Origin of the sequence: Nonomuraea sp. NPDC050227, assembly GCF_044459705.1 — a bacterium.
Lineage (GTDB): Bacteria > Actinomycetota > Actinomycetes > Streptosporangiales > Streptosporangiaceae > Nonomuraea.
The window spans coordinates 414,285-427,306 of the sequence record NZ_JBITJF010000009.1 but is presented as its reverse complement, the minus strand read 5'-3'; the positions used below and the strand labels follow the sequence as shown (position 1 = coordinate 427,306).

11 protein-coding genes are annotated in these 13,022 nt (G+C 70.4%); 1 reads left to right on the top strand and 10 read right to left on the bottom strand.

From position 1 onward, the window contains the following. The first annotated feature begins 18 nt into the window (after nucleotides 1-18). Entirely contained in the window at nucleotides 19-1,521 is a 1,503-nt protein-coding gene (locus ACIBK9_RS33325; protein WP_397162572.1) for an MFS transporter, read from the top strand. On the opposite strand, the gene ACIBK9_RS33320 is transcribed toward ACIBK9_RS33325, so the two are convergent. The 10 genes from ACIBK9_RS33320 to ACIBK9_RS33275 all read right to left on the bottom strand — a co-directional run bounded on the left by ACIBK9_RS33320 (nucleotide 1,490) and on the right by ACIBK9_RS33275 (nucleotide 12,873). After that, nucleotides 1,490-2,728 (bottom strand): MFS transporter, encoded by a 1,239-nt coding sequence (locus ACIBK9_RS33320; RefSeq protein WP_397162571.1) that lies wholly within the window; start codon nucleotides 2,726-2,728, stop codon nucleotides 1,490-1,492. The genes ACIBK9_RS33325 and ACIBK9_RS33320 overlap by 32 nt on opposite strands. Nucleotides 2,729-2,959: 231 nt before the next feature. Continuing rightward, nucleotides 2,960-3,862, bottom strand: coding sequence for a serine hydrolase (locus ACIBK9_RS33315; RefSeq protein ID WP_397162570.1), 903 nt, complete (start codon nucleotides 3,860-3,862; stop codon nucleotides 2,960-2,962). 80 nt (nucleotides 3,863-3,942) lie between these two features. Beyond that, entirely contained in the window at nucleotides 3,943-4,887 is a 945-nt protein-coding gene (locus tag ACIBK9_RS33310; protein WP_358283824.1) for a zinc-binding dehydrogenase, read from the bottom strand. A 39-nt stretch (nucleotides 4,888-4,926) separates the two neighbouring features. Further along, nucleotides 4,927-5,820, bottom strand: coding sequence for an alpha/beta hydrolase (locus tag ACIBK9_RS33305; RefSeq protein WP_397162569.1), 894 nt, complete (start codon nucleotides 5,818-5,820; stop codon nucleotides 4,927-4,929). Between the two features lie 60 nt (nucleotides 5,821-5,880). Further along, a complete protein-coding gene (locus ACIBK9_RS33300; RefSeq protein ID WP_358283821.1) occupies nucleotides 5,881-7,275 on the bottom strand; it encodes an FAD-dependent oxidoreductase in 1,395 nt (464 codons plus the stop codon). Between the two features lie 176 nt (nucleotides 7,276-7,451). Next, nucleotides 7,452-8,246, bottom strand: a complete 795-nt coding sequence (locus ACIBK9_RS33295; protein WP_358283819.1) for an ABC transporter permease — start codon at nucleotides 8,244-8,246, stop codon at nucleotides 7,452-7,454. Nucleotides 8,247-8,260: 14 nt separating this feature from the next. Next, nucleotides 8,261-9,112, bottom strand: a complete 852-nt coding sequence (locus ACIBK9_RS33290; RefSeq protein WP_358283817.1) for an ABC transporter permease — start codon at nucleotides 9,110-9,112, stop codon at nucleotides 8,261-8,263. 2 nt (nucleotides 9,113-9,114) lie between these two features. After that, nucleotides 9,115-10,308 carry a spermidine/putrescine ABC transporter substrate-binding protein gene (locus ACIBK9_RS33285; RefSeq protein ID WP_397162568.1) on the bottom strand — a complete coding sequence of 398 codons (1,194 nt, stop codon included), beginning with the start codon at nucleotides 10,306-10,308 and terminating at the stop codon, nucleotides 9,115-9,117. Nucleotides 10,309-10,356: 48 nt separating this feature from the next. Next, complete coding sequence (locus tag ACIBK9_RS33280; RefSeq protein WP_358283813.1) at nucleotides 10,357-11,424, bottom strand: ABC transporter ATP-binding protein; 1,068 nt, start codon at nucleotides 11,422-11,424, stop codon at nucleotides 10,357-10,359. Between the two features lie 15 nt (nucleotides 11,425-11,439). Further along, nucleotides 11,440-12,873, bottom strand: coding sequence for a gamma-aminobutyraldehyde dehydrogenase (locus ACIBK9_RS33275; protein WP_397162567.1), 1,434 nt, complete (start codon nucleotides 12,871-12,873; stop codon nucleotides 11,440-11,442). Nucleotides 12,874-13,022 lie beyond the last annotated feature (149 nt).

Sequence of the window (13,022 nt, the reverse complement as noted above, 5' to 3'; positions counted from 1 at the left end):
CTCGCCACCGTGGACGGCATGACGCGAAAATGGGCCTGTCTGGCCATCGCCTGCCTGGCGACGCTGCTGCTCTCGGTCGATCTCACCGTGCTGCACCTGGCGCTCCCCCGGCTGGTCGCCGACCTCGGTGCGAGCTCGACGCAACTGCTCTGGATCGGCGACATGTACGGGTTCGCCCTGGCCGGACTCCTCGTCACCATGGGCAACCTCGGGGACCGCGTGGGCCGCAAGCGGCTGCTGCTGATCGGCGCGGCCGGCTTCGGCGCCGCCTCGGTGGTGACCGCCTACGCCCCGAACCCCGAGCTGCTGATCGCCGCCAGGACGCTGCTGGGCGTGGCGGGCGCGATGATCATGCCGTCCACGCTCTCGATCGTCAGGAACGTCTTCGCCGACCCGCGTGAGCGGACCGCGGCCATCGGGATCTGGAGCGGGATGAGCGCGGCCGGGTTCGCGCTGGGGCCGGTCGTCGGCGGCGTGCTGCTGGACCATTTCTGGTGGGGGTCGGTGTTCCTGATCAACGTGCCGATCATGGCGCTGGTGCTGGTCTGCGGGTTCCTGGTGCTGCCGGAGTCGCGCGGCCCCGCCGGGCGGGTGGACGGGCCCAGCGTGGTGCTGTCCTTCGCCGGTGTCGTGACGGCCGTCTACGCGGTCAAGGAGGCCGCCCACCAGGGCCTGGCGCACGCCGACGTGCTGGGGGCGGCCGTGGTGGGGGCGGTGTGCCTGATGCTGTTCGTCCGGCGGCAGGGCCGGCTGGCCACGCCGCTGATCGACGTACGGCTGTTCCGGCGGCGGGCCTTCAGCGCGTCCGTGGGCACGAACCTGCTGGCGATCTTCGCGTTGTCGGCCATGAACCTGCTGTTCGCCTGGTACCTGCAGCTCGTCCTGGGGTGGACCCCGCTCCAGGCCGGGCTGGCGCAACTGCCCGGCGGCCTCAGCGGCGCGGTGGGCGGGGTGCTCGCGGCCCGGCTCATCGGCCGGCTCGGCAGGAACGGCGTGGTCGCGCTCGGCCTGGCGCTGAACGCCGGCGCGTTCGTCCGGTACGCCATGCTCGGCACCGAGCTGGACTATCTCACCCTGCTGCCGGTGATGATGATCGGCGGGCTGGGGGTCGGGCTCACCTTCACCGTGAACAACGACAACATCCTGGCCACCGCGCCCAAGGAGCGGGCGGGGGCGGCGGCCGCGGTGTCGGAGACGGCGTTCGAGCTGGGCGGGGCGCTGGGCATCGCGGTCCTGGGGACGGTGCTCAACAGCGTCTACCGCGCGAACCTGCTGGTGCCCGCGGGGGTGCCCGGCGAGGCGGCGCGGGAGTCGATCGCCGGGGCCACCGCCACGGCGGCGGAGCTGCCCCCGCAGGCGGCCGGTGAGCTGATGCGCGCGGCGCGCACGGCGTTCGTGTCGGGGATGCAGGTGACGACGCTGGTCACGGCGGTCCTGCTGGCCGTGGTCGCGGTGTTCGCGCTGGCCTGGCTGCGCGGCGTGCCGAAGGTCATCCAGGAAGAGCAGCCGGTCCCTCGGTGAGCGACGGGGTCTGCGCCGCGGGCCCGGCGGGCAGCGGGCGCAGGCTGCGCACCCTGGCCAGCACGAGCAGCGCGGCCACGCCCGTCGCCGCCGGCGCGACGACGAACGCCAGGGACGCGCCGAAGTGGTCCACGAGCTGCCCGGCGACCGACGACCCGGCCGCGATGCCGAGGGCGATGCCGCCGTTCAGCCAGGTGAACGCCTCGGTGCGGACCTCCGCCGCGACCAGGCCCTCGACCAGGGTGTAGCCGGTGATCACCACGGGGGCGATCACCAGGCCGGCCAGGGCGGCGGCGACGTACATGTGGGGGACGGCTCCGGCCAGCGTGAACGCGCTGGTCGCGACCGCGAGCAGGGCCAGCCCGGCGACCAGCCGGGCGCGGGCGGACGACCGCCAGCGGACCGCGCCGTACAGCAGGCCGCCGAGCATGCTGGCGCCGGAGAAGACGCCGTAGACGGGTCCGGCGGCGGCGGGCGCGTGCAGGGCGGTGGTGAGCGAGGTGACGCCGACCTGGAGGCTGCCGAAGACCGACCCCATGGCCAGGAAGGCTGCGGCCAGCAGCGCCACGCCGCGCCGTCGCAGCACGCCCTTGGAGGCGGCGATCCTGACCGGCACCGGCTCGGGCGCGCCCGTCCGGACGGCGGCGAAGACGACCGTGCCCACCAGGATCAGCACCAGCCCGCCGAGCAGCGCGACCACCGGCGAGTACGCCGTGGACAGCCCCACCAGCAGCACCGGGGCCAGCGTGAACGTCAGCTCGTCGGTGATCGACTCGACCGCGAACGCCGTGTTCAGCCTGCCGGTGCCGCCGAGCCGGTGCGCCCAGCGGGCCCGGACCATCGAGCCGACCTGCGGTCCTGACGCGCCGACGAGGGCGGCCATGGCGACCAGCGGCGCGAGGTGGGCGTGCGCGGCGGCCAGGGCCAGCAGGCCGCCCATGGCCAGGGCGTGCAGGGCCACCTGCGGGAGCAGCACGCGGGCCTGGCCGTACCGGTCGGCCAGGCGGCCCGTCTGGGGGCCGATGAGGGCCTGGCAGACGGCGGCGGCGGCGGCGGTGATCCCGGCCGCGCCATAGGAGCCGGTGGACCACTGGACCAGCAGCAGGATGCCCATCTGGGTCATCGCGAACGGCACCCGGGCCAGCAGCGCGGGCACGAGGAACCGCCAGGCGCCGGGGGTGGCCAGCACGTCGAGGTAGGACTTCAAGGGTCTCCGTCCAGATCATGACGGAGTCCTCCCCCGGGGGAGCGCACCGTCGGAGGTGGGCTTCGACCGGGGTAGATACCGGCGGGTGCCGGCCGCCGAGCGGTCAATCAGTCACTTCAGTCAAACGCGACGAGAGCCGATCCTATTGCAGGAAACGGGCGACTTATTTCATTTGTCGTTGACTTCAACGCCGGGATGCCGGAGAGGTCTTGGGGGTCGGGAGGGGCGGCGTCAGGGGCCCGGGTTCCTCGGGCAGGACCGGATCATCGTCGGCGACAGCTCGTCGAGGCGGGAGCCGATCATCCTGGCCACCCCCTCGATGGTCTCGATGCCCGCCCCCTCCCCCGGCTGCTCGTCGGTCTGCACCGCAAGCAGCAGGTCGCGCCCCGGCCCGACGACGCGGCCGTAGCTGGTCACCGCCCAGGTGTTGCGGATGAACGGGCGTGGCGTCCAGCCGTTCTTCAACGCCACCCGGTCCACCGGGCGGGCGGCCGCGCTGACGCCCCACGACTGGTCCTTGACCACGCGTCCCATCAGGCCGAGCACGAGGTCGCGGTCGCGGCCGGACAGGCCCTCGCCGCCCTCCACCAGTACCTGGAGCAGGCGGATGCGGTCGGCGGGGCTGGTGTTGGTGCCGCCCCAGAAGACGCCGGGCCCGGGGATGGTCTCGGTCAGGCCCATGCGCCGGTAGAACTCGCCCATCGCGCCGCCGACCCGGCCCCACAACGCGTCCGCGGCGCCGTTGTCGCTCTCGATGATCATGCGCTCGGCCAGGTCGCGTTCCTCCTCGCCCAGGCCGCCGCGGCCGAGCACGAGCGCCGTCAGGATGTCCACCTTGACGCCGCTGGCGGTGATCATGTCGTGCTGGTGCTCGCCGCGGCCCAGGGTGATACCGCTGTCGCGCTCCAGCATGCTGTAGGCGATCCGCCCAGGGCGTCTGGACAGGTACTGCTCGATGTCGTGCTCAAGCCGGTCGCGGGCCGCCCTCCCAGCCCTCTTGTCCGGAAATTTCAGGACGCATCGGCCGACCGTCACCGGCGCCTTCCGCACGCCGGGCACCCCGGGCAGCCGTCCGGCCGCACATCCGGCCGCGAGCCCCCAGACCACCACGACGACCAGCCATCTCCACCACACCCGCAAACCCCCGCGATCGTCCCGTCTCGGGGGTTTTGATCACCTTCTGCCCAGTGGCGTCAATGGTCACACTCTGCACGTCAGGGCAGGAGCACCACCTTTCCGACAGTTCGCCGTCCGGCCAGGTCGGCCACGGCCCGGCCGGCCTCCGCCAGCGGGTACTCGCCGCCCACCAGCGGCCTCAGCCGCCCGGCCGCGGTCAGCGCGAGCAGCTCGCCCAGCGGGGGCCCGACCATCTCCCGCCGCCCCCGCAGCGGACGCAGCCAGAACCCGAGGACGGCGAGGTTGCCCGCGGTGAGCCGCGCGACCTCGACCGGCGCGGCCTGCTCCCCCGACGACGACCCGTAGCTCACCAGCCGCCCGAAGGGGGCCAGCACGGTCAGCGCCGCGTCGAAGACCGCGCCGCCCACCGCGTCGAGCACGACGTCCACCGGACGGTCGCCGTTGGCCTCGATGACGCGCTCGGCGTACCCGTCGGCCGCGCCGTCCACGGCGGCGTCCGCGCCGAGGTCGAGGGCGAGCGAACGTTTGTCCTCGCTGGAGGCGGTGGCGATCACGCGTCCGGCCCCGAACACCTTGGCGAGCTGCACGGCCAGGCTGCCGACGCCGCCCGCGCCGGAGTGGACGACCACGCTCTCGCCCTCCCTGAGCCGCGCCGACGAGCGCAGCAGGTGCCAGGCGGTGAGCCCCTGGACGAGCAGCGCCAGCGCCTCCCCGGCCCGCAGCGAGCCGGGCACGACCACGACGTCGCCCTCGTCCAGGACGGCCCTGGAGGCGTAGCCGTTGGCGGTGAAGCCCATCACCCGCCGCCCCCGGGGATCGAGCCCGACGACCTCGCTGCCGGGGATGTGCGGCAGGCGGTCGGGGGCGGAGTAGTGGCCGGAGATCTGCCGCACGTCGGCGAAGTTCAGCCCCGCGGCCTCGACGTCGACCAGCACCTGGCCCGGCCCCACGACCGGGTCGGGCACCTCGGCCTCTTCGAGCACCTCCGGACCGCCGAAGCGGGTGAACTGGATGGCACGCATGAATCCCCCCATTCCGCGCGATACCCCCCAGCGTAGACGTCAGGCTCCGGAGCCTCCCGGCCGGAGGTGCTCGGCGAGGAAGTCCGCGGTGGCGTCCACGGCCTGCGACACGTACGGCTCGCGGTCGTAGAGGTCGATGTGCTGCTTGGCGTCCACCCAGACGAGCCTCTTGGGCTGGTCGAGCCGCCTGAACGCCTCCTCGGCCCCTTCGGGCGGGCAGAACCTGTCGATCACGCCGTGCACGATCAGGGCGGCCTTCGGCGACAGGAAGTCGGCGCCCATCATGTTGTCCATGGTGATCAGCTCGCGCAGCCCGGCCCGGGTCACCGCGTTCCGCCAGGAGGCGGAGGCCCCGCGCTCGGTGCCGTAGTAGGCGAACGGCTCGTCGCCCGGCATCGCGGCCTCGCCCTCCTCGGCCACGGCGGGCAGGTACTCGACCGGGCCGCCCCGGTCCTGCCGCTCCAGCACGCCGGCGAACCCGGCCAGCGCCGCCTGGTAGTCCATGCCGGACCGCATCGCGTACGGGTTGTTGTAGGCCCCGGCGATGCCCGCGAACGCCCGTACGCGCGGGTCGAAGGCGGCGAACCTCAGCGCGTACCCGGCGCCCAGGCAGATGCCGACCGCGCCGATCAGGTCGCCGTCCACCTCGGGGCGCGACCTCAGCAGAGACACCGCCGCCCGCAGGTCGGCCAGCTTGCCCTGCGGATCCTCGTGCCCGCGCGGCTCGCCGCCGGACTCGCCCCAGTTGCGGTGGTCGAAGGACAGCGTCACGTAGCCGCGCCGGGCCAGCCGTTCGGCGTACAGGCCGGTGACCTGGTCGCGCACCCCGGTGAACGGCCCGGTGAGCACCAGCCCCGGCCAGGGGCCCGTACCCTCGGGCGTCCGCAGGTCACCGGTCAGGCGCACGCCGTCGGCGGCGAACTCGACTTTCATGGTGACAAGTGTGCGCCAGGCCCGCCGCGGGCGGGCCCGGCGCCCCCTCGGAACACCGGATCAGGAGTCGAACCCGAGGCCCATCCTGTCGAGCGTGCGCAGCCACAGGTTGCGCTTGCCCTGATGCTGGTCGGCCTGCGCGATCGACCACCGGGTGAACTGGATCACCCCCGACCGGACCGGCTCGGGCGGGAACGGCACCGGCTTCTCCTTGACCATCCGCAGCTCGGTCCGCTCGGTGGCCTCCCCCGACAGCAGGTCCAGCATCACGTTCGCGCCGAACCTGGTGGCCCCGACGCCCATGCCGGTGTAGCCCACGGCGTAGGCCAGCCGGCCGCCGTGCGCCGTGCCGTAGAAGGCGCTGAAGCGGCTGCAGGTGTCGATCACGCCGCCCCAGCGGTGCGTGAAGCGCACCTGGGAGAGCTGCGGGAACGTGGTGGCGAAGTGCTCGGCCAGCTTGACGAACGTCTCGTCGCGCTGCTCGTACTCCGGCTTGACCAGGCCGCCGTTGTAGTAGACCGCGTCGTAGCCGCCCCACAGGATGCGGTTGTCGTCGGTGAGCCGGTAGTAGTGGAACTGGTTGCCCGAGTCGCCGACGCCCTGCCGGTTGTGCCAGCCCACCTCGGCGAGCTGGGCCGCGCTCAGCGGCTCGGTCATCAGGGCGTAGTCGTACACCGGGACGACGAAGTGCTTGAGCCTGCGCAGCAGGGGCGGGAAGACCCCCGTGCCCAGCGCCACCCGGCGGCCCACGACCGACCCGTACGGGGTGCGGAGGGTGATCGTCGTGCCGTCGTCGCGCAGCGAACGCACCGGGCTGCGCTCAAAGACCCGTACGCCGAGCCGCAGGCACGCCTCGCGCAACCCCCAGGCCAGCCGCGCCGGGTCCAGCATGGCGCAGCCGCTGCGTTCCCACAGGCCGCCCAGGTAGGTCGGCGAGTTGACCTCGGCCCGCACCTGCCGCTCGTCCATCGGCACGTAGTCGAGGCCGAGCTCGGAGATCAGGTCCAGGTGTTCGCCCAGCGAGTCGAGCTGCCACGGCTCGGTGGCCACGTGCAGCTCTCCGGTGCGCTCGAAGGAGCAGTCGATGCCGTGCCGCTCCAGCGTGCGCTCGATCTCGTCGAGGTTGTCCACGCCCATGCGTTCCAGGCGGCCGATGTCCTCCGGCCACCGTTCCAGGCCGTTGGCCAGGCCATGGGTGAGGGTCGCCATGCAGAACCCGCCGTTGCGGCCGGTCGCCGCCCAGCCGATCCTGCGCCCTTCGAGCAGGACCACGTCCAGCGAAGGGTCACGTTCCTTGGCCATCAGGGCCGTCCAGAGCCCCGAGAAGCCTCCGCCGACGACGACCAGGTCGGCGTCGGTGTTTCCGATGAGCCGCGCGCGCGGCTCGGGTCTGGCCGGGCTGTCCAGCCAGTACGGCTTGCGCTCCGCGTCAGCCAGCGCCTTCAGCGGATCCACAAATCCCACTTCCCTACGAAAGTCTTAGTTGTTCTTTGTTGATTGCGGGATCCAAAAGCATGATGTGATCACGCGCGGGTTCCCCCCGCCGAAATCCGATCTCGCCTCCCTGTTCTTGGTCGGAATACACCAATCCCCCCGCCGGATCGCGGGGGGAAAGCCTGTTGGAGCAGATCCTAGGCGCGGCGTCTGGCGGCCACGGCGTTCGCCACGGCGATCAGCACACCGATCCCGAAGATGAGCGTACCCATCACATTGACCTGCGGCGGAATGCCGGTCTTCACCGCACCCACGATCCACAGGGGGAAGGTGACGGTCGAGCCGTTGACGAAGCTCGTCACCACGTAGTCGTCGATCGACAGCGCGAAGGAGAGCATCGCGCCCGCGAGCACGCCCGGCATGATCGAGGGCAGCGTCACCTGCCGGAACGTGCCCCAGGCGGTCGCGCCGAGGTCCTTGGCCGCCTCCTCCAGCGACGGGTCGAGCGTGATGACCCGCGCCCTGACCGTCACCACGACGAAGGAGAGCGAGAACAGCACGTGCGCGACGATGATCGTGTTGCCGTCGCGCGGCACGTTGCCCGAGACGAACAGCGACAGCAGCGAGGCCCCCATCACCAGCTCCGGCGTGGAGATGGCGGCGAAGACCAGGAAGTTCGTGGCGCTGAGGCCGCGGAAGCGGTGCCGGCCGACGGCCAGTCCCAGCATCGTCCCGATGACGACCGTGATGACGGTGCTGACCAGGGCGATCACGATGGAGTTGCGCAGCGCCGTGGTCAGGTCGGAGATCTCGAAGAGCTCGCCGTACCACTTGAGGGTGAAGCCCTGCCAGCTCGTGTTCGACTTGCTCTTCTTGTCGTTGAAGCCGAACAGGATCATGACGGCGATCGGCGACGACAGCCACAGGATGATCAGCCAGGTGTAGACGTGCAGCAGGCGGTCGCCGAACCTGCCCCGCGTGCCCCTGCTCATTGCTCGCTCACCGCTCATCGCGCCGCCGCCTCCAGGACGTTCTCGGTGCCGAGCGCGCGGGCGTAGACGAAGATGCCCACCAGCAGGATCGCCATCAGCGTGAACGACAGCGCCGAGGCGGTCGGGTAGTCGAGGTTGGTCAGGTACTCGGTCTGGATGATGTTGCCGATCATGGTGTTGGCCGTGCCGCCGAGGATCTGCGCGTTGACCGGGTCGGCCGTCGCGGGCACGAACGTCATCAGCACGCCGGCGAAGACGCCGGGCAGCGACAGCGGCAGCACCACCCGGCGGAAGGCCCCGGCGCGGGTGGCGTACAGGTCCTGGGCCGCCTCCACCACCCGCGGGTCCACCCGCTCCAGGGCCACGTAGATCGGCAGGATCATGAACGGCAGGAAGTTGTAGGTGAGCCCGCCCACCACGGCCACGGTCGTGGCCAGCACGTGGAAGCCCTCCGGCAGCAGCCCCCAGCCCTTCAGCGTCCCGAACAGGATGCCGTTGTCGGCCAGCAGGAAGTTCCACGAGATCGTCCGCAGCACGAACGACACGAAGAACGGCAGCAGCAGCAGGAACAGGTACACCGACTTGCGGCTGCCGCCCTTGAAGGCGATCCAGTACGCCACCGGGTACCCGATCACCAGCATGGCCACCGTGGCCAGGCCGCCATACAGGAGCGAGCGCAGCAGCTGGTCGCTGTACCTGCCGAGCGCGTCGGCGTAGTTGGAGAAGCTGAACGTCATCGCGTAGCCGTCGATGGCGTTGCCCGTCTGGAGCGAGACCGACGCCATCGCCACCATGGGCACGACCAGGAAGATCGCCAGCCACAGCCAGCTCGGCAGGGCGAGCAGGTAGGGGGTGAGCCGTTTCATGGCTATGCCTGGGTGATCGACTGGAAGATGGAGTTGAACACCTGCTCCTGCTGGGTGGTCAGCGTGGTGTAGGTGCGCAGCTTGGCGTAGTCGGCCTCCGAGGGGAACATGAGCGGGCTGTCCACCATGTCCTCCAGGGCCTTCTTGTCCTCGCCCTTGGCCGTCTTGGCCTTCTCGCGCAGGAGGTCCTGCACGGCCGGGACCGGGGTGACGAACTGGATGAACTCATCCAGGTCGGCGGCCACCGCGGGCTGGTACAGGTAGTCCATGAGGGTGAGCGCGTCCACGGGGTTGGCCGCGCCCTTGGGGATGAGCATGTTGTCGGTCCAGATCGTGCCGCCCTCCGCCGGCACCACGAACTTGACCGGCTCGCCGGCGAGCTGCCGCTGGAAGACGTCGCCCGACCAGGCCATGCTCAGCCAGACGTCGCCCTTGGAGACCGCGTCGATGTAGCTCTGGTCGTAGTATTTCCGGACGATTCCCGCGTCGCGCTGCTGCTTGAGCTTCTCCCCGGCCTTCTTCCAGTCGGCCTCGGTCGACTTCTCCGGATCGACGCCCAGCGCGAACATCGCGAAGTTGCCGATCTCCTGCGCGTCGGCCATCATCCCGACCCGGCCCTTGTACTTGGGGTCGAACAGGGCCTCGATGCTGGTGATGTCGTCCTTGACGTACTTGGTGTTGTACGCGATGCCGGTCACGCCCGAGGTGTAGGGCATCGTGTACTGGTTGCCCGGGTCGTAGGCGCGTTCCTTGTACTTGTCACCGGCGTTGGCCAGGAAGTTCGGCATCCGGCTGTGGTCGAGCGGCACGATGTAGCCGAGCTCGACCATGTGCTGGAGCTGCACGCCGTTGGTCATCACGATGATGTCGTAGCCGAGCGACTGGCCGGCGCGGAGCACGGGGTCGGCCTTGCCGAAGAACTCCGCGTTCTCCTGGATGACCTCCTTGTACTCCACGGAGATCCCGGTGGTCTGGGTGAACTTCTTCAGCGGGGCCTGGTCCTCGGGCATGTACTCGGGCCAGTTGGCGAAGACGAGCTTGCCGTGCTTGCTCTGCTTGGCCCAGTAGTCCTGGACGGCGTCGGCCTTCGGAGGGGCGGCCTTCTGGCCCTGCACGCCACAGGCGGCGAGCGCGAGGCCGGCGGCGGACAGGCCGGTGACACGGAAGAAGTCGCGGCGGGTGCGGGGCTGGGTCATGCCCCTCAGGAGGGCGGGGGTGATCTGGCGGGGGTTCATGGGGTGCTATCAACTTCCAATCACATAAGAGTGCTGCGCCTCCCACGACAGCCACACGGAGTCGCCCCGCTCCGCGGTCGCCGTCGCGTCATGCGCGTTCTGCTCGAACACGGTCATCTCGGCTCCGTCGGCGAGCTGCACCGCGTAGCTGTTGGAGGTGCCCAGGTAGACCATCTCCGTGACGGTCCCGGGGACGGCGCTCAGCCCGGGCCCCGGCTCGTCCGCGCAGATCGTGATCTTCTCGGGGCGGACGGTCACCGTCACGTCGCCCTCGTGGCCCGGCACCAGCACCCGGCCGCCGCCGATCGCCAGCACCCCGCCGGTCACCGTCCCGGTGATCAGGTTGGAGGTGCCGATGAACCCCGCCACGAACGCGGTGGCCGGCCGTTCGTAGATCTCCCGCGGGCTCGCCAGTTGCTCGACCAGCCCGTCGTTCATCACGGCGATCCTGTCGCTCATGGTCAGAGCCTCGTTCTGGTCGTGCGTCACGTACACGAACGTGATGCCGACCTCGCGCTGGATGCGCTTGAGCTCGATCTGCATGGCCTGGCGCAGCTTGAGGTCGAGCGCGCCGAGGGGCTCGTCGAGCAGCAGCGCCCGCGGCCGGTTGACCAGCGCGCGGGCCAGCGCCACGCGCTGCTGCTGGCCGCCGGACATCTCGCGCGGCCGGCGCTTCTCCCGGCCGGTCAGGTCGACGATCTCCAGCATCTCGCCGACCCGCCGCCGGATCTCCTCCGGCGGCGTCTTGCGCTGCTTCAGGCCGAACGCCACGTTGTCCCACACGCTCATGTGCGGGAACAGGGCGTAGGACTGGAAGACCATGTTGACGTCGCGCTTGTTCGGCGGAACGTCGGTGACGTCCTTGCCGTGCAGCCTCACGAGCCCTTTGGTGGGCTCCTCGAAGCCGGCGATCATCCTCATGGTCGTGGTCTTGCCGCATCCGGACGGGCCGAGGAGGGAGAAGAACTCCCCCTCGGCGATGTCCAGCGACACACCCTTGACCGCCTGGACGACCTCGCCGTGCGAGAGGTACTCCTTGACGACGTCCTCAAGCTGAATCGCGGATAGCTCGGTCATGTCCAGGGCTCGTCCTTATTCGCCGATGTAGTGCATGACGTGCTTGACCCTGGTGTAGTCGTGCAGACCGAACACCGACAGGTCCTTGCCGTACCCGGAGTGCTTGAAGCCGCCGTGCGGCATCTCCGAGACGAACGGGATGTGCGTGTTGACCCAGACCACGCCGAAGTCGAGGCGGTTCGACATGCGCATGGCGCGGCCGTGGTCGGAGGTCCACACCGAGCTGGACAGGCCGTACTTGACGTCGTTGGCCTTGGCCAGCGCGTCGGCCTCGTCGGTGAACGTCTGGACGGTGATGACGGGGCCGAAGACCTCGTTCTGCACCATCTCGTCGTCCTGGCGCAGGCCGTCCACGACGGTCGGGGCGAAGAAATAGCCCTTGTCGCCGACGCGGTTGCCGCCGGTGAGCACCTTGGCGTGGCCGGGGACCCGGTCGATGAAGCCCTGGACCCTGGCGAGCTGGTTCTCGTTGTTGAGCGGGCCGTAGAGCGCTTCCTCGTTGCCCAGGTCGCCGGTCACGGTCGCGGCGGCGGCCTCGGTCAGCGCGGCCACGAACTCGTCGTGCACGCTCTCCTGGACGAGCACGCGGCAGGCCGCGGTGCAGTCCTGGCCGGCGTTGTAGAGACCGGCGGTGGCGATGTCGGCGGCGGCCTTGGCGAGGTCCTTGACGTCCTCGAAGACCACGACCGGCGCCTTGCCGCCGAGCTCCAGGTGCACCCGCTTGAGGTCGTCGGCGGCGCTCTTGGCGACCGCCATGCCCGCGCCGACGGACCCGGTGATCGCCACCATGGCGGCGGTCGGGTGGCCCACGACGAGCGCGCCGGTCTCGCGGTCGCCGGTGACGACGTTGAAGACGCCGGGCGGCAGCACCGAGCCGACGATCTCGGCCAGCTTGAGCGTGGAGGCCGGGGTGGTGTCCGACGGCTTGAGGACGATCGTGTTCCCGGCGGCCAGCGCCGGGGCGATCTTCCACACGGCCATCATCATCGGGTAGTTCCAGGGGGTGACCTGGCCGACGACGCCGATGGGCTCGTGCCTGATGACGCTGGTGTGCTCGGCGAGGAACTCCCCGGCCGTGGGCCCCTCCAGGGTGCGCGCGGCGCCGGCGAAGAAGCGGAAGTGGTCGGCCGCTACCGGTGTCTCGTCCTCGGCCATGCGGGCGCGCGGCTTGCCGGTGTTGAGGCACTCGGCCTCGTTGATCTCGTCGGCCCGGGCGTCGATCGCGTCGGCGACCTTGAGCAGCAGGTTCGCCCGCTCACCGGGGGTGGTCCGACCCCACGACTCGAACGCGACGGCCGCCGCGGCGTAGGCCGCGTCGACGTCCTCGGCGCCGGAGATCGGGGCCTGAAGGTAGGCCTCTCCCGTGCAAGGGTCGATGATGTCGGAGAACCGGCCGCTCTGGGCGTCCACGAACTCACCGTTGATGAAGTTCTGCAGACGGGTGGTCAATGCACGACCTCCTCGTTGAGGTGGCTGAGATGCCGCGACTCTTACAGAGCAGATGCATCTGGACAAGGGATTTCGTGGTGAAGATATCAAATTGCTACGAATTCGCTTGACACACCGCCAAGAACTGACAACATGTCGCACCAGGACGG